Raw genomic sequence first — 21,167 nt, forward strand, 5'->3', positions numbered from 1 at the left:
TCGGCCTTCCAGGTTGGGGGGCCGCACGGGAAAAACCTCCAGACCCCGGCTTCGCGGCCGGGGTTTTTTCATGCCCTGCGACGAGCCGGGACCGACATAAGGACCGGGAGGCCGCCGAGGCGATTGGGAGCCCGTGGCCTTCAAAGCGCCCCGATGACCGTGTCTTCTGACCGCCATCGCCGGCCGCCGAGGAGGTCGAGCCCATGTCCGCGCCTTCGCTCCCGCCGTCACCCCAGTCGCACAGCGTGCCGTCGCGGTCGCGCTGGGTCCGCGCCGGCTGGTTCGCCGGCCTTCCGATTCTCCTGCTGGTCGCCGCAGCGGCCGCCTATCTCGGCCTGTCGCGTATCACGGCGGAGCTGGAGCGGCAGGCGTCCGAGATCGCCGCTGCGACCGGGGAGGGGCAGCCCGAGCCCTGGCTGCGGGTCTCGGTGTCGGGACGCGACCTGACCGCGTCCGGCGAGGCGCCGGAGGCCTCGCAGCGCGAGGCGGCCCTCGGTCGGCTCGCCGCGCTCGAGGGCGTCCGCCGCCTCACCGATCGGACGGGCGTGATCGAGGAGGTCTCCCCCTTCGTCTGGTCGGTGGAGCGTCCGGCCGCCGGCCGGATCGAGGCCAAGGGCAGCCGCCCGGCCGAGGTCGGCGCCTTCGAGCTGGCGCAGCGCCTGAAGCCTGCGCTGCCGCGCGACGCCACCCTGAGCGACCGCGCCCGCGCCGCACGGGGCGCGCCGCGCGACTTTCCCGACGCGGCGGCCTTCGCCGTGGAGCGGCTTCAGGATCTCACCACCGGCGCCGTCGCCACGCTCAACGACACCGTCATCTCGATTCGCGGTGAGGCGGCGAGCCTTGCCGCCTATGACGCCCTGCGCACCGCACTGGCCACACCGCCGCAGGGCTACACCCTCGGCACGGTCGAGATCACGCCGCCGGTCGTCGCGGATTTCCGCTTCGGCGTCACCCGCCGGCCGGACGGCAGCCTCGAACTGAACGGCCACGTCGCCTCGGAGAGTGCCCGCGAAGAGATCCGTGCCGCCGCCGCGGACGCGGCCGAAGGGGCGGCGATCGATGACCGGCTGCGCGACGCCCGCGGTCTGCCGCAGGGCGTCGACGGGCCGGCCCTCGTCCGCTTCGTCCTCAAGCTCGCGGGATTGCTGCACGAGGGACGCGTCAGCTTCGAGGGCGCGGCCGTCTCGGTCGAGGGCAATGCCCTGGATGCGGGAGCAATCGCCGAGGCGGAGACGCTGATGCGCGAGGCCCGTCCGGCCGCTATCGCCGCGGGCCGCGTGGCGCTCACCGCCCGTCCCATCGTCCCTTATGTCCTGCGCATCCGCCGCGGCGCCGACAGCGTCACGGTCAGCGGCCACCTGCCGGATCAGGCGACCCGCGAGGCGCTGCTGGCCCGGCTCAACCCGCGCTTCTTCCGCGAATCGATCCACGACCGAACCCGTCTGGCCGACGGCGCTCCGGCCGGTCTGGCCGCAGCGCTCGCGGCGGCCGTCGATCCGCTCTCGACGCTGGCGAGCGGCGAGCTGACGATCACCGGCACCGAACTCCGCCTGACCGGCACCAGCCTCTATCCCGAAAGCGCCGGTCGCCTCGGCCGGGCGCTGCCGCAGGCGCTGCCGGCCGGTTGGAGCGCGACGGTCGCGATCGCATCCGACGAGGCGCCGGCCGTGACCGCCGATTCGAGCGCCTGCGGACAGCGCCTGTCGGAGCGCACCGCCGGCCATCCCCTGCGCTTCGCTCCGGGCAGCACGGCGCTCGCGCCCGAGTTCTATCCGGTCCTCGACGCGGTGGCGGCCCTGGCCCGTGCCTGCCCGGGCGAGCGGATCGAGGTCGTGGGCCATCTCGACCCGGCCGGAGCGAAGCCCGAGACGCCGGCCGATCCGGTGGCCGACGAGGCCGCGAAGGAGACGGCGCCCAAGCCGGCCAAGGCCAATGCGAAGGCGGAGCCGAAGAAGGACGCGAAATCCGCCAAGGCCAGCAAGGGCAAGGCGGAGCCGAAGGAGGCGGCCAAGCCCGAATCGAAGCCCGAACCGAAGGCGGAGAAGACCGAGGGCGAGCGGGCGGATGCGGGCGCCGACCTCGCGCGGGCGCGGGCGCTCGCGGTGGTGGAGTACCTGCAGAAGGCCGGCGTGCCGCTGGAGCGCGCCGCCGCGCCGACGGGCGTCGCGCCCCTCTCCGACCGGCAGGGAATCGGCCTCAGCCTGCGCTCGTGACCCTGCTCGTCTCCTCGCTCTGGCCGGCCTTGGCGGCGGCGCTGGTGCTCGGTCTCGTCGTCGGCGCCCTGACCGGTCTTCCGCGACGCGGGCTCGCCCTGGCGGCGGCCGGTCTTCTCCTCGCCGGTTTCGCCGTCCTGACCGGTCTGGCGGCGCTGCGAACGGCGCCCGGCGAACCCGGGCTGTGGGTCGAAACGGCCGCGCTGGTGCTAGGAGCCTACCTCGCGGGCTGCGCCCTGGGCGGGCTCGGCCGCGCCCTGTCCGGCCGTCCGCTCTGAGGAGCCAGCGGCCTCCGCCGCCAGCCCCCAGATCCGCTGCTTGCGCCCGACACCGCGTAGGGCGAATTCTCCGACCGGAACCAGGGCGGCGGAGCAGCGCCGAGCAAAGGCATCCGAGAGGAGCAGCGGGCGCTCGAGTTCGTCGCAGAGCCGTTCGATCCGGCTCGCCTCGTTGACCGCGCGTCCGATCACCGTGAAATCGAGGCGCCGGTCGGTACCGACATTGCCGGACACCACGCGCCCGTAATGAAGCACGATGTCGGCCTCCAGGGGCGGCAGGCCGTCGCGGTGACGGGACGCGTTCAGACCGGCGTTGCGCGCCAGCGCCTCCCGTGCCGCGTCGAGCGCGCCGGCGCAGGCCGGGCAGGCGAGGGCGTCCGGCTCGGCCACGGGAAAGACGGCGAGGAAGCCGTCACCGAGGAACTTCGAAATCTCCCCGCCATGGCGCTGCACCGGCTCGCCGAGGGCATCGAAATGCTCGTCGAGCCAGCCCACGACTTTCAGGGGATCGTCGCGATCCGCCACCGCCGTGAAGCCGCGCAGATCCGCGAGGAGAATCGCGGCGTGAACGACCGTGCTCTGCCCGCGCCGCATCTCGCCCGCGAGCACCCGCGCGCCGGTCGCCGGCCCGAGATAGGTTCCGAGCATCTCGCGCATGGTGTGCGACAAGCTCAGCTTCGCCGTGACCAGGGCGATCACCGGAACGAGCCCGGCAATCACCGCCTGCTCCGCCTCGGTGAAACCGCCGGGACGGTCCGTGGCAAACGAGATGGCGACGCCCTCCATGGCACTGCCGGGGGCGAAGGCGGCGGCGTGGAGCAGGTAATCGGTAGCCCCCGCCTGCTTCAGCTCGCCCAGGAGCGGAAGGTCGGGCCACCCGCCCGAACGATCGAGCCGCCAGCGGATGTAGGCCAGGTCGTTCGCCCGCAGCCAGCCCACGGGGCTGCGGAAGAACGTGTCCTCGCCCTCCGGCCCGTGCACGGTAGGGAAGAACGCCATGCCCTGTCCGCGCCGCCACGCGAGGCTCACCCCACGGAAGACGGGATCGATGACCGGCACCGCGAGGCTGAGGCGCCAGAGCGGGAGCCCGGCGGCGACCAGCGCCTCGCAGAATTCCGTGATGATGGCTTCCCCGTCATCCGACTCAGCTGCCCGCGCGATGAGGCGGGCTTCGATGCCGCGGACGGCAGAGTCGAAGATCGGATCCGTGATGGGCATGGCCGATCAACTCTATCGATGCTCGCGCCGCGATCCAAAAGCCTCGGAAGGCTCTGCCTGTGGGAAATCGATCGCTCGGCCGCCTTGCTCGGACGGGCCGAACCCTTCAACCGTGCCGCAGGATTCCGGGAACACCGACATGAACGACGGGAACGATCACGCCTCCACCCTCGCGCGCCGGTTCGCATTCCTGGCCGAGATCGATGGCCTCAAGGCCGTGCTGCGCCAGAACCGGACGATCGGCGAGCGCCGGCGCGAGAACTCGGCCGAGCATTCCTGGCATCTGGCGATGTTCGCCCTCGTCCTCGGTGATCACGCCCCAGGCCTCGATATGGGTCGCGTCGTCGCGATGCTGCTCGTGCACGACATCGTCGAGGTCGATGTTGGCGACGTGCCGATCCACGGCGCCTACGACGCCGCCGCTCTGGCCCTGGTCGAGCAGGCGGCGGCCGAGCGGATTTTCGGGCTCCTGCCCGAGCCGCAGCGGGACCGCTTCCTGGCGCTGTGGCGGGAATTCGAGGCGGTGGAGACGGCGGAGGCCCGCTTCGCCAAGGCGCTCGACCGGCTTCAGCCGCTGCTGCTCAACACGCTGACCGAGGGCGGCACCTGGGCGGAGAACGGCCTCACCGAGGCGCAGGTGATGGCGCGCTACCGGCCGGTGGTCGAGCGCGGCATCCCCGGCCTCTGGCCCTTCGTGGAGGCACTGGTGCGCCGCCACTACGAGGGCGTCGGCGCTACGGCGTGACCGGCTGCGCCTCGGCGCTCACGGCGGTGCGGGCGCCGCGGGCGAGATCGCGCTCGATCAGCAGCGCACTCTTGCCGTCGAGGCGGTTGCGGTAGACCTGCAGGTTCTCCATCACCCGCTGCACGTAGTTGCGCGTCTCGCTGAAGGGGATGCGCTCGACCCAGTCGATCGGATCGACGTCGGGCCGGCGCGGATCGCCGTAGGCGTCGACCCATTTCTTCACATTGCCGCCGCCCGCATTGTAGGAGGCGAAGGCGAGGATGTAGGAGCCCTTCCAGTCCTCCATCAGCTCGCCGAGATGGGCCTGCCCCAGCCGGGCGTTGTAGGCGGGGTCGCTGGTGAGGCGGTCGGTCTCGTAGGACGTCGAGACGCGCTTGGCCGTGCGCTGGGCGGTGGCCGGCATCATCTGCATCAGGCCGCGGGCGCCGACGCCGGACTGGGCGCGGGGATCGAACTGGCTCTCCTGCCGGGCGATGGCGAAGACCATGGCCCGCTCGACCTGCGGCACCGCGGTGAAGGTCTCGTAATCGGGAATGCCGATGGTCGGGTAGGCGTGGGTGTCCAGCGCCAGGCCCCGCTGCGTAGCAAGCTTGCCGATGGCGACCAGCGCACGGGCGTCGCGCGCCTGCACCGCGGCCTCACCCAGCGCGTTGACCTGCGCTTCCTCGGTGAGCGAGCGGGCGGCGTCGATATAGAGCGGCAGCGCCAGTTCCTTCATCTGGGCGGCGGCGAGCAGCTTCAGGCCCCGCAAGAACAGACGATCGTCGAAGGCGGCCCGCGCCGTCGGGCTCAGCTCGGCGGCCCGGCGTAGGGGCAGGCTGTGCTGGCCGAGGCGGGCACGGGCGAGCTGCCCGTAATAGGCGATCGGCTGGAGCGCGGCGCGTTCGTAGAATCGCTTGGCCTCGGCGGTCCGGCCCGCGGCCTCCGCCGCACGGCCCTGCCAGTAGGCGGCGCGCGCCAGCGAGATCGGCGTCTCGGCCACGCTCGCGGCCTGCGCGAAGTGCCGCTCGGCCGCGGTAGGATCGTTCATGAAGCGCAGCGCGATCCAGCCGGCATGGAACTCCGCCTCGATCCGCTTCTCGGAGGTGCGGGCGGAATGCGCGGCGGCCACCGCGTAGGCGGTCTTGGAATCGCCTGCATCCATCAGCTTGCGCGCGACGATCCGGCGCTCGATCCACCACGTGTCGCCGTCGGCGATGACCTCCGGGTTGGTCGGAGCGGACAGGAGCACCTTGGCCGCTTCCGCGGCCTTGTCGGCGCGGCGGAAATACTGGGCGCGCGAGAGCAGGTAGGACGAATCGTTGCGCAGCGACGGCGGCACGGCGGCGAGCGCGGCCGCCGCCCCGGCCTTGCCCTGCACCGCCCGGCGGGCGCGCACGAGGCTGGCATAGGAGCCGCCGGCATAATCCGCCGCGCGGGCGGCCGTCGTCCAATCCTCCTTCAGAAGGGCGCGCTCCATCCGGTAGCGGTGGTCGATCACCGTGAGCACGCCGGGGAAGGCATCGGTGACCTTGGCCTCGAGGCTGCGCCCAAAACTCTCCTCGCGCCACAGGTCGTGCACGAGGTCGGCGGCATCCGCGTCGAGCCCGTCGGCGCGCAGGGCCAGGGCCAGGGCGAACTTGCCCGGTGCGCTGGTCGGCCGGGCGGTGGCGAAGTAGGCGCGCACCACGGCCGGGCTCTTCTTCTCGGTCAGCAGGCGCTCCTCGGCCCGGCGGCGCAGCAGCGGACCGGCCGGCCAATCGGGATTGGCGCGGGTGAAGGCGACGACGCGCTCGAAGCTGACGCCGGCGCCGGCCCGAATCGCCACCCATTCGAGCAGCGCCCGCGCCGCCGGATCGGTGAAACCGGCCGCGAGCCGGTCACCATCGGTGACCTTACCCTTGCGGTAGAGGTCGATCGCCTCGCGCAGTTGGCCGAGGTCGGTCTCGCCCGAGGCGATCGGCCGAGCCGGGTCGGGCACTTCGGGGGCGGGGGCGGCCGGCGAGACCGCCGCGTCGGGCAGGGGGAAGGCGACGGGGCCGTCCGCTTCGGTCGAGGCGTAAGCCGAGGCCGCGGCGGGCAGCGGCTTGTCGGAGGCGGCCTCGCCGGCGCTCGGATCGAGCCGCAGGGCGTCGGCCGCGACGGGATCGGCGGCGGGGCCCTGGCCGTCGCTGACTTGGCTGGCAGGCGCGGTGGCATCGCTCGACGGCGCGGCGGGCGCCGAGGCCGGCTGCGGGTTACGAACCTCGATCGCCGTGCCGCTTTGCGGCAGCAGGGCGGTGCCGGACAGGACGAGCCCGAGCAGCAGGGGCAGGGAGCGGGCGGGGAACGCCAAGGTCATCAGACACCCCGACACGGAGGCCAAGCCTTAAGCTGGGCTCCGGTCCGTTAAGATGGCATTAACTGCGCAAGCGAAGCGTTTGCGCGCGGACTGGGGAGGGCCTATGTCTCGCGCGACCCGTGCGCGGCCGGAGCCGCCGGGGTATGCCAGACAGGCAAGAAGAACGGCCGGGAACGCCAGGATGACCGATACCCATGCCCGCCTTCGCGGCTCGATGACCGCGCTCGCGACCCCCTTCCGCGACGGCGAGTTCGACGAGGCGGCCTTCCGGAAATTCGTGAACTGGCAGATCGAGCAGGGCACGCACGCCCTGGTGCCGACCGGCACCACCGGCGAGAGCCCGACGCTGAGCCATGCCGAGCACGACCGCGTGGTCGAGGTCTGCGTCGCCGAGGCCGCCGGCCGGGTACCGGTGATCGCCGGCGCCGGCTCGAACTCGACGCGCGAGGCGGTGGCGCGGGCCCGTCATGCGGAAAGCGTCGGCGCGGATGCGGTGCTCACCGTCACGCCCTACTACAACAAGCCGACCCAGGAGGGGATGTACGCCCACTTCAAGGCGGTGAACGACGCCGTCGGCATCCCGATCATCATCTACAACATCCCCGGCCGGTCCGTGGTCGACATGAGCGTCGACACCATGAAGCGGCTGTTCGAGTTGAAGAACATTGCCGGCGTGAAGGACGCCACGGCCAAGATCGACCGCGTCAGCCTCCAGCGGCAGGCTTTGGGAGAAGATTTCATCCAGCTTTCTGGCGAAGATGCGACGGCGCTCGGCTTCAATGCCCATGGCGGCCGGGGCTGCATCTCCGTGGTCTCGAATGTCGCGCCCCGACTCTGCGCCGACCTGCAGGAGGCGACGCTCGCGGGCGATTACGCGAAGGCGCTGAAGATCCAGGACCGGCTGATGCCGCTGCATGTGCAGATGTTCTACGAATCGAACCCGGTGCCGGCGAAATACGCGCTGTCGCGCCTCGGGCTGATGTCGGAGGAGGTGCGCCTGCCGCTGGTGCCGGCGACGGAGGGCTGCCGACGGGCGGTCGATGCCGCGCTGGCCCATGCCGGCCTGATCTGAGGCGCGGCCGTCCGAGCCGACGGGCGAGGGGTCGTCGAAGTCCCCTCGTTTCCCCATATCCCGGAGCCGTCCTCCGCCCGGCGCGCAAGAAGCTTAACCAGAAGAGATGGCACCGAAATCCGAACCCGGCCGGCGCGTCGTCGCCGACAACCGCTCCGCCCGCTTCCACTACGCGATCGAGGACACGTTCGAGGCCGGCATCGCGCTGACCGGCACCGAGGTGAAGTCGCTGCGCGGAGGAAAGGCGACGATCGGCGAATCCTATGCCGGCCCTTCCGGGTCGGACCTGATGCTGTTCAACGCCTATATTCCGGAATACCTGGAAGCGAACCGCTTCAACCACGACACCAAGCGGCCCCGCCGCCTGCTGCTGCACCGCCGCCAGATCAACAAGCTGATCGGCGCCACCCAGCGCCAGGGCTACACGGTCATTCCGCTGAAGATCTACTTCAACGACAAGGGGCGGGCGAAGGTCGAACTCGGGCTCGGCAAGGGCAAGCAGCTCCACGACAAGCGCGAGAGCGTCAAACAGCGCGACTGGCAGCGGGACAAAGCCCGTCTGATGCGCGACAAGGGCTGAGCGGTCTCGGGTTCGGTCGGAGGCTCGAGCCGGGCCCACCGTCACCGCGAACGCATGCGAAGCGCTCCAGGGGTGCGCCCCTTCCGAATGGAGTGGCGTCCTGGATTGCCACGGCCCTGCCTCGCGATGACGGTGAGGGTCACTCTCCCGTCATCGCGGTTCGAAGAGCGGTACTGCGCTCAGCCTTCCGATTCTTCGTCGGACGGACCGGGACGGATGCCGTAACGGCTCTCCAGACCCGGATTGGCGCGGGGCGCGCGCTCGGTGAAATCGCGGCGCGGGCTGTCGCCGGCGGCGCGGGCAGGGCGCTCGCTCGGGTCACGGCCGATCCGATTCGCGAGATGGGCCAGATCGACGAACTCGTCCGCCTGACGGCGCAGGTCGTCGGCAATCATCGCCGGCTGGGTCTGGATCGTCGAGACCACGGAGACGCGGACGCCGCGGCGCTGGATCGCCTCCACCAGCGAGCGGAAATCGCCGTCGCCGGAGAACAGCACCATGTGGTCGATGTACGGAGCGAGTTCGAGCGCGTCGATCGCGAGCTCGATGTCCATGTTGCCCTTGATCTTGCGGCGGCCGGCCGAGTCGGTGAACTCCTTCACCGGCTTGGTGACGACGCGGTATCCGTTGTAATCAAGCCAGTCGATCAGGGGACGGATCGAGGAGTATTCCTGATCCTCGATCATCGCCGTGTAGTAGAAAGCTCGAATGAGATTATCACGGCTCTGAAAATCCTTGAGCAGACGCTTGTAATCGATGTCGAAACCGAGCGCCTTCGTAGTCGCATACAAATTTGCGCCGTCGATGAAAATCGCGGTACGTTGCTTATCACTCATTGATCGATCCGTGTGCTGGAGCTGAAAGTCATTTGACTGAAAATTCAGGCATGAACGCAGTACAGACAAACGCGAGTCCGATGCGCAGGTGAAGCCCGGCACCTTGCGTTTCCGATGGGTAATCGCTTCCGAGTTCCGATGGAGGCCGCGGCTCGAACAGGTCGTCGCGTGGGCCGGCGAATCGTGATGTCGGAGAATTGCAGCGCTCGCGACGGCACGGACGGCACCGAACCGAGACACCACGTGGTGACCTAGGGTGCAAGCTCTGTCAAGCGCCAGAAGGAGTTAACGCGACTCTTCGGCACCGCCGGCGAAGATGTCGCCCCACAACCAAGAGAGAGCTGAAAAATTCAGTTCCATACCAACAATTGCAAGACGCCGTGCGCGACGGACCATATGGAAGAAGTACACACCTGAAGTTGACGCCGCACGCAAATCCGTACGGCTCAACTTAGCGGAACCTTCGGCGACTCCCGTTGCAGAGTAGGAACGTCGGCCGTGCGGCGAATGACCTTGCGTCAGGGCATCGATATCGCTCGGCTGCCCGGCTTGACCGCGGGGAGGGCGGCGAGTTCCGGCGGAAGGGCGTCGGGGGCATAGGTCGGGATATCGAGGGTAACGAGGGAGACGAGCGGCAGGCCGATCTCGCCGCGGCCGCCGGAACGATCGATCAGGCAGGCCGCGCCGACCACCTCTCCGGCCTCGTCCTTCAGGGAGGCGAGGCATTCGCGGGCCGAGAGGCCGGTCGTCACGATGTCCTCGACGATCACGGCGCGGGCGCCCGCGGGGATCGAGAAACCGCGGCGCAAGGTGAAGGGGCCGCCCGGGTCGCGCTCGACGAAGATCGCCTTGGCGCCGAGATGGCGAGCGGTCTCGTAACCGGGGATGATGCCGCCGATGGCCGGCGAGACCACGATGTCGATCCGACCGAACTGCTTCGTGATCACCTCCGCCAGCGCCCGGCACAGCCGCTCGGTGCGCGCGGGATCGGAAAAGATCGTCATCTTCTGCAGGAAGGTCGGCGAGCGCAGCCCGGAGCTGAGGATGAAGTGTCCCTGCAGCAGCGCCCCCGCGGAACGGAACTCTTCGAGAACGTCTTCCGGTGTCATGACTATCCGCTCGCCAACCCGTCTTCCGCCGCTTGTTGCAGCGACGCGCGCGGGGCGCAAGCCGAGCGCGAACGGCCGGGCTCGAAGCTCTAACCGTTCACGCGCTCGACGCGGCTGACCGAACGCTTGCCGCGCAGATCCGCGACGATGGCGGTGAGGTGTTTCAGGTCAGGAACCGAGAGATCGATTGCGATATCGGTGAAGTCCTGCGTGCGCCGCTTCATCGAAACGTTGTCGATGTTGCCGTCGTGCTCGGCGATGACCTGGGCGATCTGGGCCAGCGTGCCCGGCTCGTTGATCGATTCGAGCGCGAGCTTGGCGGGAAAGCGTTCCTGCGAGCCCTCGACGTCCCAGCGCACGTCGAGCCAGCGCTCGGGCTCGTTGTCGAAGGCGGCCAGCGCCGCCGACTGGATCGGATAGATCGTTACGCCGACGCCGGGAGTGAGGATGCCGACGATGCGGTCCCCCGGCAGGGCGCCGCCGTTCGGAGCAAAGCTCACCGGCAGATCGCCGGCCAGGCCGCGGATCGGGATACTGCCCGGACTTGCCGCCCCATCCGGCTCCCCCGAGAAGGTCAGCCGCATGGTCTGATCCTTGGAACGGGTGAGCCGCCCCGCGGCCCCGCTGGCCGCCGGACCGCCGCTCGCGCCGGCGCGGCGCTCGTCCTTGAAGTCGGGATAGACCGCCTTGACCACGTCCCCGGAAAACATCTCGCCGCGCCCGACGGCGGCGAAGACGTCTTCGGTCGAGGCGCGGGCGAGCCGGGGCAGGGCGCCGCGCAGCTTCTCCTCCGAGAAGCTCTTGCCGGCCCGCTCGAAGGCGCGGTCGAGGATCTGGCGGCCCAGCCCGGCATATTGCCGCCGCACCGCGGCGCGAGTCGCCCGGCGGATCGCGGCGCGGGCCTTGCCGGTGACGACGAGCGATTCCCAGGCGGCCGGCGGCGAGGCGCCGTCGGAGCGGGCGATCTCGACCTCGTCGCCGTTGGCGAGTTCGTGCAGCAGGGGGGCGAGGCGCCCGTTGATCTTGGCGCCGACGGCGGTGTTGCCGACATCGGTGTGGACGGCATAGGCGAAATCGATCGGCGTGGCGCCGCGCGGAAGGGCGATCAGGCGCCCCTTCGGGGTGAAGCAGAACACCTGATCCTGAAACAGCTCCAGCTTGGTGTGCTCCAGGAACTCCTCCGGCGAGTCGCCCTCGGCCAGGAGTTCGATGGTCCGGCGCAGCCACTGGTAGGCCCCGCTCTCGGTGGCGAGCCGGGGGTGGACCTCGCCTTCCGCGCCTTCCTTACCGGCCTCCTTGTAGTGGGCGTGGGCGGCGATGCCGTACTCGGCGATCTCGTCCATCTCGGCGGTGCGGATCTGAAGCTCGACGCGCTGGCGCTTCGGCCCGATCACCGTGGTATGGATCGAGCGGTAATCGTTCTGCTTGGGCGTCGAGACGTAGTCCTTGTAGCGGCCCGGCACCATCGGCCAGCTGGTGTGGACCACGCCGAGCGCGGCGTAGCAATCCGCCACCGTCCCGACGATCACGCGGAAGCCGACGATATCGGAGAGCTGCTCGAAGGCGACCGACTTGCGCTCCATCTTCGACCAGATCGAGAACGGCTTCTTCAGCCGTCCCTTCACCTGGGCGGTGATGCCGCGCGCCGCGAGCCGGGCGGTGAGATCATGCTCAATGCTCTCGATGACGCTGCCGGACTTCGCCGAGAGGTCTTCGAGCCGCTTGGTGATGGTGGCGTAGATCTCGGGCTTGAGGGTGCGGAAGGAGAGGTCTTCCAGCTCGTCGCGCAGCTCCTGCATACCCATGCGGCCGGCCAGCGGCGCGTAGATGTCCAGCGTCTCCTCGGCGATCCGCGCCCGCTTGTCGTCGCGCATGAAGTGGAGGGTGCGCATGTTGTGCAGGCGGTCGGCGAGCTTGACCAGCAGCACCCGCACGTCCTCGGCCACCGCGAGGAGCAGTTTCCGGAAATTCTCGCCCTGCACGGCCCGTTTCGAGACGAGGTCGAGGCGCTTGAGCTTGGTCAGCCCGTCGACCAGCGCGCCGATCTCCGGCCCGAAGATCTCGCGGATCTCGTCGAGGGTGGCGGCGGTGTCCTCCACCGTGTCGTGCAGCACGGCGGCGACGATGGTCGCGTCGTCCAGGCGCAGGTCGGTGAGGATCGCGGCGACTTCGAGGGGATGGGCGAAGAAGGGATCGCCCGAGGCGCGCTTCTGCGTGCCGTGCGCGCGCATGGCGTAAACGTAGGCGCGGTTCAGAAGCGCTTCGTTCGCGGCCGGGTTGTAGCGTTTGACCCGCTCCACGAGTTCGTACTGGCGCATCATCCGCCGAAGGATCCTGCTCTCAATGTGTCGGAAGCCCGGCCGGGACCGGCCACGGTCGTCGCGCAACAGCTTCCCGCATCGGCGCCTTTTGCGCCAGACCCAAGGCGTCGCAGACGGAGCGTAACTGTTTCCCGTGCCCTGCACCGGCTGCAGGCCGGGCCAGCTGAAACGAGAACGCCCGCCGCTCGGAGACCGAGGGCGGGCGCGAAATGCGGAACAGGAGGGGCGCTTACTCGCCCTCGTCGTCGGTCTCGGTCGGCGGGGCCAGGTTCTCCAGGCCGCGCAGGAGATCTTCCTCGCTCATGCGATCGAACTGCACGTCCTTGTCGTCGGACGACGATTGGGGCGCCACCGCCGCGGCGGCGGGCGAGCTCGACAGCAGCGGCACGGTCTCGGCCTCCGGCTCGTCCACCTCGACGTATTTCTGCATCGAGTGGATGAGCTGCTCCTTGAGATCCTCGGCCGTGATCGTCTCGTCGCCGATCTCGCGCAGGGCCACGACCGGGTTCTTGTCGCGGTCGCGCTCGACGGTCAGAGGGGCGCCGGCGGCGAGCAGGCGGGCGCGGTGGCTGGCGAGCAGGACCAGCTCGAAGCGGTTCTCGACCTTCTCGATGCAGTCTTCGACGGTGACGCGAGCCATGCGAGGCGGCTCCTTCCTCAGGCGCGGATACGAACGATATGCGTGATGAACGGGCTTCCTACACCGGATGCCGCCGCGCAACAAGTCGCGGGACAGGTTGAGAATCCCTCCCTCCCGGTCCACATGGAAAGCGGCGCCGGTCGATCCCGGCACCACTCCCGGCCGGCCTTGAACCGGCGCCAGCGGACCCGAGGATTTTTCGATGTTCATCCAGACCGAAGCTACGCCGAACCCCGCCACGCTCAAGTTCCTGCCCGGCCGCGTGGTCCTGCCCGAGGGCACCTTCGAGGCCCGCGACGCGGCCGGCGCAGAGCGCTCGCCCCTCGCCACCGCCCTGTTCGCGGTGCCCGGCGTCTCCGGCGTCTATTTCGGGCACGACTTCATCTCGGTGACCAAGGCCGACGGCGTGAACGAGTGGCCGCAGGTGAAGCCGGCGGTTCTCGGCGCGATCATGGACCACTTCCAGTCCGGCCGTCCGGTGCTCGCCGAGGGCACGGCGCTGGCCGAGGACGACACCGAGGAATTCTACGACGAGGCCGATCACGACACCGTCGCCACCATCAAGGACCTGCTCGAGACGCGGGTTCGCCCGGCGGTGGCGGGCGATGGCGGCGACATCACCTTCCGCGGCTATCGCGACGGCATCGTCTATCTTGAGATGAAGGGCGCCTGCTCGGGCTGCCCGTCCTCCACCGCGACCCTGCGCCAGGGCGTGCAGAACCTGTTCCGCCATTTCCTGCCCTCCGTGCGGGAAGTGCAGGCCATTTGATTCAAGCGATCTGAATCGGGCGCCGGCTCCGCTGGCGCCGGTGCAACACCGCCCCGCTTCCTGGGGAGCCCGGCCGCGGATGCGCTGACGCGCGGAAACATTTCGTCCTAAACTGGATCCGATGGCGGGCGCCTGTGGCCCGCCGCCGGATGGAATCGACGTTTGCGGATCCTTGCCATCGATACGGCGCTCGAAGCCTGCGCGGCTTGCGTGGCCACCGACGACAGCGACGACCTGCTCGCCGAAGAGTCGATGCCGCTCGTGCGCGGCCACGCCGAGGCGCTTCTGCCGCTGATCGAGCGGGTCATGGCCCGGGTCGAGGGCGGCTTCGGCGGCCTTGACCGGGTCGCGGTCACGGTCGGGCCAGGCAGCTATACCGGCCTGCGCGTCGGCCTCTCCGCCGCCCGCGCCATCGGGCTCGCCACCGGCATCCCCATTGTCGGCGTCACGACCCTGTCCGCCCTGCTGGCTCCCCAGCTCGCGCTCAACGGCGATGACGCAGTCGTCGCCGCCATCGATGCGCGCCACGGCGCGGTCTACCTCCAGGCCATGAGCGTGGCCGAGGGCACGGTGATCCCGCCCCGCCACGTCAGTCTGAAGGAGGCGGTCGGCCTGCTCGGCGGCAGGCGCGCAATCCTCACCGGCTCCGGGGCTCCCGCCCTCGCTGCCGCGGCCGGCGCGGCGGGCCTCACCGTCGAGGTCGCCGAGACCGGCGCGCCGCAGATCGCCTGGGTCGCCTCACTCGGGCTCGTGGCCGATCCGGAGCAGGCGCTGCCGCGCCCCCTCTACCTGCGCGGGCCGGACGCCCAGCCGCAGGACCATGCGAGGCTCGCAAGGGCATGACGCGCACCGTCTCCCCGTTCTGGCCGCTCGATTGGTGGTCCGCGTGGTGGGACGCCTGGGGCTCCGTGCCCTACGTCGCGCCCCTGCGGGACGCGGGCCAGGCGGCCGACCTGGAAAAGCTGCACGCCACCGCCTTCGCCCGCCCCTGGGCGGCGCACGAATTCGAGCGCATGCTGTGCGAGCGCTCCACCGAGGCGCACGCCCTGCGCCGGGGCAACGCGCTGCTGGGTTTCGTGCTGTCGCGCAAGGCGATGGACGAGGCCGAGATCCTCACCATCGTGCTGGCGCCCTCCGCTCGCGGCGGCGGGCACAGCCGTCGGCTCTTGAGCGAGCACCTGACTTCCCTGGCCTTCGCCGGCATTCGCACCGTCCATCTCGAGGTGGACGAGGGCAACACGCCCGCCCTGAAGCTCTACGCGCGCCACGGCTTCCTCAAGGTCGGTGAGCGCAAGGGATACTACCCGCTGCCCGACGGCAGCCGGGCGACCGCGCTCACCATGAGCGCGTCGTTGTCGTGATGGAGAGCGCGAGCACGGCCGGCCGATGACGCGTGCCGGCATCGGCCTGCGCCTGTTCATCCAGGCCCTGGCCTTCCTCATCGTGATCGGGCCGCACTGGCTCAGCCTGCGCTTCGGGCGGGGGCGGCTCGCCGCGCACATCCCAGTGCTGTTCCACCGTCTGTTCCTGCGCCTGTTCTCGGTCCGCGTGACGCAGACGGGTACGCCGCCGCAGCCGGGCGAGCCGGCCCTGGTGCTGGCCAACCACGTCTCCTGGCTCGACATCGTCGCGCTCGGCTCGCTGCGCCCGCTCTCCTTCGTGGCAAAGTCCGAGATCGAGGGCTGGCCGCTGATCGGCTCCCTGGCCAAGCTCCAGCGCACCGTCTTCATCGAGCGCGCCAAGCGCGCGGCGACTGCCAGCGTCAACGCGACGGTGGGTGAGCGGCTCGTGAGCGGCGACCTGATCGTGCTGTTCGCGGAAGGCACCACCGGCGACGGGCTGCGGCTGCTGCCGTTCCGCTCTTCCCTGGTGGGCGCGGCCCGCGCGGCCCTCTCGGCCGAGGCCGGCGGACTGGCCCGCATCCGGCTCCAGCCCCTGGCCCTGGCCTATCCGCGCCGCAACGGCCTGCCCGTGACCCGCGCCGAGCGGCCGGAGATCGCGTGGTACGGCGACATGGAACTCGCGCCGCATCTCGCCCTGTTCGCCAATCGCGGCCCCATCGACGTTCACGTGAACTGGGGCGCACCGATCGCCTTCGACGCCGCCACCGACCGCAAAGTCGCGACCGCCCAGGCCGAGGCCGCCGTGCGGCAGGGCTTGCGCGAGATCCGCCTCGGCGGATCCGTGGGGCGGCCCGCCCCCGTCCTGCCGAGCCCGGCGGGAGAGGGCGCCGACGTCTCGGCGCCCGGCATCGCCGCGGTCTGACCGATCAGGCCGGCAGCGGAAAGGTCGCCGCCTGCCCGCGGACGATCCCGCCCTCATCGACGAGCTGCCAGACGATGCCTTCGGTGACGGGGAAGCGCCGCCCGTCCTTGGCGACCCGGATGCCGGCATAGCCCGAGACGAAGCCGTCGCGGGCGACCGCATCGAGCAGGCGCTGCCGCTCGGCCCGTTCCGGCGCCTCCGCCGAGAGGCGCGAGGGCATGCCGACGAATTCCTCCCAAGTGTAACCGAAGGCCCGCTGGGCCGCGCGGTTGGCGTAGACGAAGAGCGGATCGGCGCTCGTGTCGTGCGCCAGCACCGCGAAGGGCGCCGATGCGTAGAGCCAATCCGGCCCGAGCCCCGGCTCGGGGAGGAGCGGGCGGCCGACGAGGCGCAGGAAGCTGCCGGCCAGCAGGGCGAAGAAGGCGGGGTCGTCGGCGGGTCTCACGGGCGAGCCTTTTCGGGCGTGTTCAAGAGAATCGTGTCGGCGTTCGAACCGTGATAAAGGGCCGAACCAACGGAAAGTCCCCAAAAAGCGCCGCCTGCCGCGGCAGGGTTTGCGATCTTGAAGAAAGCCTACGTCAAGTCCTACGGCTGCCAGATGAACGCCTACGACGCCGGCCGCATGGCCGACGTGCTGGCGGCCGAGGGCTACAGCGCGACGGAGTCGGTCGAGGAGGCCGATGTCGTCGTCCTCAACACCTGCCACATCCGCGAGAAGGCCGCCGAGAAGGTCTATTCGGAGCTGGGGCGGCTGCGCGTGCTCAAGGGCGAGCGCGCCGAGAGCGGGCAGGACACCCGCATCGTCGTGGCGGGCTGCGTCGCCCAGGCCGAGGGCCGCGAGATTCTGTCCCGCGCGCCGGCGGTGGACGTGGTGGTCGGCCCGCAGAGCTACCACCGCCTGCCGGACCTGCTGCGCCAGTCGCGCGAGAGCCGCGTCGTCGACACCGAATTCCCGGTCGAGGACAAATTCGATCACCTGCCCGCCCGGCGCAACCGCGGCGTCACCGGCTTCCTCACGGTGCAGGAGGGCTGCGACAAGTTCTGCGCCTTCTGCGTCGTGCCCTATACCCGCGGCGCGGAGGTCTCGCGCTCGGTGGCGGCGGTGGTCGAGGAGGCGCGCCGCCTCGTCGAGGGCGGGGTGCGCGAGATCACGCTGATCGGCCAGAACGTCAACGCCTATCACGGCGACGGACCGGACGGCGCTCCGGCGACGCTCGGTTTCCTTATGGACGCGCTCAGTGCGGTGCCGGGCCTGGTTCGCCTGCGCTACACCACGAGCCATCCCAACGACTTCGCCGACGATCTCATTGCCGCCCACGCGAAAAACCCGCTGGTGATGCCCTACCTGCACCTGCCGGTGCAGTCGGGCTCGGACCGCATCCTCCACGCCATGAACCGCCGCCATACCGGCGACGCCTATCGCCGGCTGATCGAGCGCATCCGGAACGCGCGGCCCGACATCGCCCTGTCCTCGGACTTCATCGTCGGCTTCCCCGGCGAGTCGGATGCCGACTTCGCCGACACGATGCGGCTCGTCGCCGATATCGGCTTCGCGGCGGCCTTCTCGTTCAAGTACAGCCCGCGGGCCGGCACTCCGGCGGCGGAGCGCGAGGACGCGGTGCCGGAGGCGGTGAAGACGGAGCGGCTCGCCGCCCTGCAGCAGCTTCTCGACGCGCAGCGCCACGCCTTCAACGCGGCGGCGGTCGGCACCGTCGCCGAGATCCTGGTCGAGAAGACCGGCCGGCATCCGGGGCAGGTCGCGGGCAAGACGCCGCATCTTCAGGCGGTGCAGTTCGACGCGCCAGCCTCTACCATCGGTACGCTGGTCCCGGTGCGGATCACGCGCGCGGGCTCGAACAGCCTGTTCGGCGAGGTGCTGGAGGGTGCGGCGGCGGCCGCGTGACCTATATGAGGCACATTACCATTTCGGATCTCTCGCGTGCCGATTGACGTTGCGTCCGCCCGTGGCCCCGCCGGCCGCAACAACCGCCCCTCGCCGGCGCGCCCCGGGCTCTCCGAGGCCGTCGAGGTCTCGCTGACCTTCGATGACAACCGGCTCGCCAGCCTCGTCTTCGGCCAGTACGACCAGAACGTCGCCCATATCGAGCGGCGTCTCGGCATCACCGGCACCGCGCTCGGCAACCACCTCGTCGTCAAGGGTACGCCCGAGGCGGCCGAGAAGGCGCGGCGCGTGTTCGAGCGGCTCTACGCCCGGGTGCAGAAGGGGGGCACGACCCTCACCCTCGGCGACGTGGACGGGGTGATCCAGGAGGTCACCGTCCAGGGCAACCTGTTCCCCTCCGCCGAAATCGCGACGGATAACGGCCGCGAGCAATTCGAGCAGATCGCCACCCGCAAGCGCGGCGGCGTGCGCGCCCGCAATGCGGCGCAGAGCGACTACATCAAGCTCCTGCGCGCCAATGAACTCGTCTTCGCCGAAGGCCCCGCCGGCACCGGAAAGACCTGGCTCGCCGTCGGCCACGCAGTCTCGCTCTTGGAGCAGGGCCATGCCGAGCGGCTGATCCTGTCGCGGCCCGCGGTCGAGGCCGGCGAGCGGCTCGGCTTCCTGCCGGGCGACATGCGTGAGAAGGTCGATCCGTACCTCCGCCCGATCTACGACGCGCTCTACGACTTCATGGAGGCGCGCCACGTCGACCGCGGCCTGCAGACCGGCATCATCGAGATCGCGCCGCTCGCCTTCATGCGCGGGCGCACGCTGACCAACGCCGTGGTGCTGCTGGATGAGGCGCAGAACACCACCTCGATGCAGATGAAGATGTTCCTGACGCGGCTCGGCGAGAACTCGCGCATGATCATCACCGGCGATCCGAGCCAGATTGACCTGCCGCCGGGCCAGAAATCCGGTCTCGTTGAGGCGGTGAACGTGCTCGACGGCGTCGAGGGCATCGGCCGCGTGCGCTTCCGCGATGTGGACGTGGTGCGCCACGACCTCGTGCGCCGCATCGTCACCGCCTACGAGGCCGCCTCCCACGGCGAGGCGGAGACCGACCGCAACCCGAACCCGCGGCGCCGGCCGCTGGCGTAATGGCTCTGACGGACCGAATCGCGGATTTCACGGCACCGCACGGACGTTGACGGCGCTGGACCAGACTCACACATGAGCGACAACGAGATCGACATCGCCGTCGAGGATGCGCGCTGGGAACAGGCCGTCCCCGACCTGGAGGCGTTCACGCTCCGGGCGGTCGAGGCCGGGTTGGCGATTCTGCCCGATTCGGCCTCGGGACCCGTCGAGGTGAGCATCCTCCTGGCCGACGATGCCACCGTCCAGAGCCTGAACCGAACCTGGCGAAACAAGGATAAGCCCACCAACGTGTTGTCATTTCCGGCAGCAGGCGGGCCGCTCCAGCCGGGCATGGCGCGGCCGCTCGGCGACGTCGTTCTTGCGTATGACACGCTCGTGCGCGAGAGTGCGGAGCAGTCGAAGCCGTTCGAGCACCATTTCGCCCACCTCCTCGTCCATGGCACCCTTCACCTTCTCGGACAGGACCATGAGACCGGCGAGGCAGAGGCCGACGCCATGGAGGCGCTCGAGGTCGCCGCGCTCCGGACTCTCGGCATCCCGAATCCCTACGACGACTGACACCCGGCACTCCCGCCGCATCCAATCCAGAGACCCATGACCAACGACCGAAGTCGCGGCGCGGCCCTGGCCGCGCCAGCCGCGGACGCCGAACCGCCCCCACGCGAGGCGTGGTACGATCGTCTGCTGAACGTCTTCAACCTGCGTCCGCGCGACTCCCTTCGCACCGACATCGAGGAGGCCCTGGCCGAGCCCGATACGGGCGAGGACGCCTTCTCCCCCCTCGAACGGGCCATGCTCAAGAACGTGCTCGGCCTGCACAAGGTGCGGGTCGACGACGTGATGCTGCCCCGCGCCGACATCGTGGCGGTGGCCAGCGACACCAGCCTCGGCGACCTCCTGAGGCTGTTCCGCACCGCCGGCCATTCGCGCCTGCCGGTCTACGGCGAGACCCTCGACGATCCCCGCGGCATGGTCCACATCCGCGATTTCGTGGAGTATCTCGCGACGCAGGCCGAGACCGCGCCGCGCCGCCCGGCACCGCAAGCCGTGACCGACGGCGAGGCCAAGCCCACGCCGCGTCCGCGTCGCACGGCCTCCGCCCGCGGGGCGCTCCGCAGCCTCGACCTCGGCAAGGTCGATCTCACCGCGACGCTCGCCTCCACCCGCATCCAGCGCCCGGTTCTGTTCGTGCCGCCCTCCATGCCGGCCATCGACCTGCTGGTGCGGATGCAGGCCACGCGCACCCACATGGCGCTCGTCATCGACGAGTATGGCGGCACCGACGGGCTGATCTCGATCGAGGATCTGATCGAGATGGTGGTCGGCGACATCGAGGACGAGCACGACGTGGCCGAGGGCCGGCTCGTCAACCGCATGGAAGGCGAGACGGAAGCCTACATCGCCGACGCCCGCGCCGGGCTCGCGGAGGTGTCGGAGGCCACCGGCCTCGATCTCGCCGCCGCCTTCGGCGAGGTGGCCGAGGAGATCGATACGATCGGCGGCCTGATCGTCACCCTGGCCGGGCGGGTGCCCGAGCGTGGCGAGCGGATCGCCGGGCCCGAGGACATCGAGTTCGAGGTGCTCGACGCCGACCCCCGGCGGGTGAAACGGATCAAGCTCCAGCGCGCGCCGGCCAAGATCGGCACCGTGGTGCCGCTCGCCCTGCCGCCGCCGCGCCCGATGCCGAACGCCTCGACGGATCCGGAGACGGCACAGACTGCCGAAGCCGGCCGGTAACGTCACAACGGAACGAAG

General features: G+C 70.2%; 20 protein-coding genes. 13 read left to right on the top strand and 7 right to left on the bottom strand.

Annotated features, from left to right (window positions below; all coding sequences use genetic code 11):
* The first annotated feature begins 203 nt into the window (after positions 1 to 203).
* On the top strand, positions 204 to 2,213 hold the full coding sequence (locus tag MPPM_RS17340) for an OmpA family protein (RefSeq protein ID WP_096486122.1): 2,010 nt from the start codon (positions 204 to 206) through the stop codon (positions 2,211 to 2,213).
* A complete protein-coding gene (locus MPPM_RS17345; protein ID WP_096486123.1) occupies positions 2,210 to 2,491 on the top strand; it encodes a hypothetical protein in 282 nt (93 codons plus the stop codon). Before MPPM_RS17340 ends, MPPM_RS17345 begins: the two co-directional genes overlap by 4 nt.
* Here MPPM_RS17345 and MPPM_RS17350 read toward each other — a convergent pair.
* A complete protein-coding gene (locus tag MPPM_RS17350; RefSeq protein ID WP_096486124.1) occupies positions 2,423 to 3,709 on the bottom strand; it encodes an adenylate/guanylate cyclase domain-containing protein in 1,287 nt (428 codons plus the stop codon). The two genes, MPPM_RS17345 and MPPM_RS17350, sit on opposite strands and share 69 nt — an antisense overlap.
* Before the next feature lie 139 nt (positions 3,710 to 3,848).
* On the opposite strand from MPPM_RS17350, the gene MPPM_RS17355 reads away from it, so the two are divergent.
* Positions 3,849 to 4,454: an HD domain-containing protein gene (locus tag MPPM_RS17355; protein WP_096486125.1), complete on the top strand. Its 606-nt coding sequence runs from the start codon at positions 3,849 to 3,851 to the stop codon at positions 4,452 to 4,454.
* On the opposite strand, the gene MPPM_RS17360 is transcribed toward MPPM_RS17355, so the two are convergent.
* A complete protein-coding gene (locus MPPM_RS17360) occupies positions 4,444 to 6,768 on the bottom strand; it encodes a lytic transglycosylase domain-containing protein (protein WP_096486126.1) in 2,325 nt (774 codons plus the stop codon). The genes MPPM_RS17355 and MPPM_RS17360 overlap by 11 nt on opposite strands.
* Before the next feature lie 187 nt (positions 6,769 to 6,955).
* On the opposite strand from MPPM_RS17360, the gene dapA reads away from it, so the two are divergent.
* Together dapA and smpB are read left to right on the top strand one after the other, a co-directional pair.
* Complete coding sequence (gene dapA / locus MPPM_RS17365; RefSeq protein WP_096486127.1) at positions 6,956 to 7,846, top strand: 4-hydroxy-tetrahydrodipicolinate synthase; 891 nt, start codon at positions 6,956 to 6,958, stop codon at positions 7,844 to 7,846.
* A 106-nt stretch (positions 7,847 to 7,952) separates the two neighbouring features.
* Positions 7,953 to 8,426: an SsrA-binding protein SmpB gene (gene smpB, locus MPPM_RS17370; RefSeq protein WP_096486128.1), complete on the top strand. Its 474-nt coding sequence runs from the start codon at positions 7,953 to 7,955 to the stop codon at positions 8,424 to 8,426.
* 179 nt (positions 8,427 to 8,605) lie between these two features.
* Here the strand turns inward: smpB and MPPM_RS17375 are convergent, their stop codons facing one another.
* The 4 genes from MPPM_RS17375 to rpoZ form a co-directional block, all read right to left on the bottom strand.
* Positions 8,606 to 9,262, bottom strand: coding sequence for a LabA-like NYN domain-containing protein (locus MPPM_RS17375; protein ID WP_096486129.1), 657 nt, complete (start codon positions 9,260 to 9,262; stop codon positions 8,606 to 8,608).
* A 518-nt stretch (positions 9,263 to 9,780) separates the two neighbouring features.
* Positions 9,781 to 10,371 (bottom strand): orotate phosphoribosyltransferase, encoded by a 591-nt coding sequence (gene pyrE / locus MPPM_RS17380; RefSeq protein WP_096486130.1) that lies wholly within the window; start codon positions 10,369 to 10,371, stop codon positions 9,781 to 9,783.
* Positions 10,372 to 10,460: 89 nt separating this feature from the next.
* Positions 10,461 to 12,692, bottom strand: a complete 2,232-nt coding sequence (locus MPPM_RS17385) for a RelA/SpoT family protein (RefSeq protein ID WP_096486131.1) — start codon at positions 12,690 to 12,692, stop codon at positions 10,461 to 10,463.
* A 229-nt stretch (positions 12,693 to 12,921) separates the two neighbouring features.
* Entirely contained in the window at positions 12,922 to 13,332 is a 411-nt protein-coding gene (gene rpoZ, locus MPPM_RS17390) for a DNA-directed RNA polymerase subunit omega (protein ID WP_012455261.1), read from the bottom strand.
* A gap of 202 nt (positions 13,333 to 13,534) precedes the next feature.
* Between rpoZ and MPPM_RS17395 the strand changes: the two genes are divergently transcribed.
* From MPPM_RS17395 to MPPM_RS17410, 4 genes are all read left to right on the top strand, one after another.
* Entirely contained in the window at positions 13,535 to 14,101 is a 567-nt protein-coding gene (locus MPPM_RS17395) for a NifU family protein (RefSeq protein ID WP_017486441.1), read from the top strand.
* Positions 14,102 to 14,263: 162 nt separating this feature from the next.
* Positions 14,264 to 14,944 carry a tRNA (adenosine(37)-N6)-threonylcarbamoyltransferase complex dimerization subunit type 1 TsaB gene (gene tsaB / locus MPPM_RS17400; RefSeq protein ID WP_096486132.1) on the top strand — a complete coding sequence of 227 codons (681 nt, stop codon included), beginning with the start codon at positions 14,264 to 14,266 and terminating at the stop codon, positions 14,942 to 14,944.
* The gene (locus MPPM_RS17405; RefSeq protein WP_096486133.1) at positions 14,941 to 15,462 is read left to right on the top strand and encodes a GNAT family N-acetyltransferase; all 522 of its coding nucleotides are present in this window, start codon (positions 14,941 to 14,943) and stop codon (positions 15,460 to 15,462) included. Before tsaB ends, MPPM_RS17405 begins: the two co-directional genes overlap by 4 nt.
* Before the next feature lie 25 nt (positions 15,463 to 15,487).
* The gene (locus MPPM_RS17410; protein WP_096486134.1) at positions 15,488 to 16,366 is read left to right on the top strand and encodes a lysophospholipid acyltransferase family protein; all 879 of its coding nucleotides are present in this window, start codon (positions 15,488 to 15,490) and stop codon (positions 16,364 to 16,366) included.
* A 4-nt stretch (positions 16,367 to 16,370) separates the two neighbouring features.
* Here the strand turns inward: MPPM_RS17410 and MPPM_RS17415 are convergent, their stop codons facing one another.
* Positions 16,371 to 16,811 carry an MEKHLA domain-containing protein gene (locus MPPM_RS17415; protein ID WP_096486135.1) on the bottom strand — a complete coding sequence of 147 codons (441 nt, stop codon included), beginning with the start codon at positions 16,809 to 16,811 and terminating at the stop codon, positions 16,371 to 16,373.
* Positions 16,812 to 16,928: 117 nt separating this feature from the next.
* On the opposite strand from MPPM_RS17415, the gene miaB reads away from it, so the two are divergent.
* The 4 genes from miaB to MPPM_RS17435 all read left to right on the top strand — a co-directional run bounded on the left by miaB (position 16,929) and on the right by MPPM_RS17435 (position 21,149).
* Entirely contained in the window at positions 16,929 to 18,269 is a 1,341-nt protein-coding gene (gene miaB / locus MPPM_RS17420) for a tRNA (N6-isopentenyl adenosine(37)-C2)-methylthiotransferase MiaB (protein ID WP_096486136.1), read from the top strand.
* A gap of 36 nt (positions 18,270 to 18,305) precedes the next feature.
* Positions 18,306 to 19,412 carry a PhoH family protein gene (locus MPPM_RS17425; RefSeq protein WP_096486137.1) on the top strand — a complete coding sequence of 369 codons (1,107 nt, stop codon included), beginning with the start codon at positions 18,306 to 18,308 and terminating at the stop codon, positions 19,410 to 19,412.
* A 72-nt stretch (positions 19,413 to 19,484) separates the two neighbouring features.
* Positions 19,485 to 19,970 (top strand): rRNA maturation RNase YbeY, encoded by a 486-nt coding sequence (gene ybeY, locus MPPM_RS17430; protein WP_096486138.1) that lies wholly within the window; start codon positions 19,485 to 19,487, stop codon positions 19,968 to 19,970.
* 36 nt (positions 19,971 to 20,006) lie between these two features.
* Positions 20,007 to 21,149, top strand: coding sequence for a hemolysin family protein (locus MPPM_RS17435; RefSeq protein ID WP_096486139.1), 1,143 nt, complete (start codon positions 20,007 to 20,009; stop codon positions 21,147 to 21,149).
* Positions 21,150 to 21,167: the final 18 nt, after the last annotated feature.

The sequence above is a fragment of the Methylorubrum populi genome (assembly GCF_002355515.1).
GTDB classification, from domain to species: Bacteria; Pseudomonadota; Alphaproteobacteria; order Rhizobiales; family Beijerinckiaceae; genus Methylobacterium; species Methylobacterium populi_A.

Coding starts and splice junctions, on each gene's coding strand:
- MPPM_RS17340 (WP_096486122.1), top strand. CDS start 204: ATGTCCGCGCCTTCGCTCCCGCCGTCACCCCAGTCGCACAGCGTGCCG.
- MPPM_RS17350 (WP_096486124.1), bottom strand. CDS start 3,709: ATGCCCATCACGGATCCGATCTTCGACTCTGCCGTCCGCGGCATCGAA.
- MPPM_RS17355 (WP_096486125.1), top strand. CDS start 3,849: ATGAACGACGGGAACGATCACGCCTCCACCCTCGCGCGCCGGTTCGCA.
- dapA (WP_096486127.1), top strand. CDS start 6,956: ATGACCGATACCCATGCCCGCCTTCGCGGCTCGATGACCGCGCTCGCG.
- smpB (WP_096486128.1), top strand. CDS start 7,953: ATGGCACCGAAATCCGAACCCGGCCGGCGCGTCGTCGCCGACAACCGC.
- MPPM_RS17375 (WP_096486129.1), bottom strand. CDS start 9,262: ATGAGTGATAAGCAACGTACCGCGATTTTCATCGACGGCGCAAATTTG.
- pyrE (WP_096486130.1), bottom strand. CDS start 10,371: ATGACACCGGAAGACGTTCTCGAAGAGTTCCGTTCCGCGGGGGCGCTG.
- MPPM_RS17385 (WP_096486131.1), bottom strand. CDS start 12,692: ATGATGCGCCAGTACGAACTCGTGGAGCGGGTCAAACGCTACAACCCG.
- rpoZ (WP_012455261.1), bottom strand. CDS start 13,332: ATGGCTCGCGTCACCGTCGAAGACTGCATCGAGAAGGTCGAGAACCGC.
- MPPM_RS17395 (WP_017486441.1), top strand. CDS start 13,535: ATGTTCATCCAGACCGAAGCTACGCCGAACCCCGCCACGCTCAAGTTC.
- MPPM_RS17405 (WP_096486133.1), top strand. CDS start 14,941: ATGACGCGCACCGTCTCCCCGTTCTGGCCGCTCGATTGGTGGTCCGCG.
- MPPM_RS17410 (WP_096486134.1), top strand. CDS start 15,488: ATGACGCGTGCCGGCATCGGCCTGCGCCTGTTCATCCAGGCCCTGGCC.
- ybeY (WP_096486138.1), top strand. CDS start 19,485: ATGAGCGACAACGAGATCGACATCGCCGTCGAGGATGCGCGCTGGGAA.
- MPPM_RS17435 (WP_096486139.1), top strand. CDS start 20,007: ATGACCAACGACCGAAGTCGCGGCGCGGCCCTGGCCGCGCCAGCCGCG.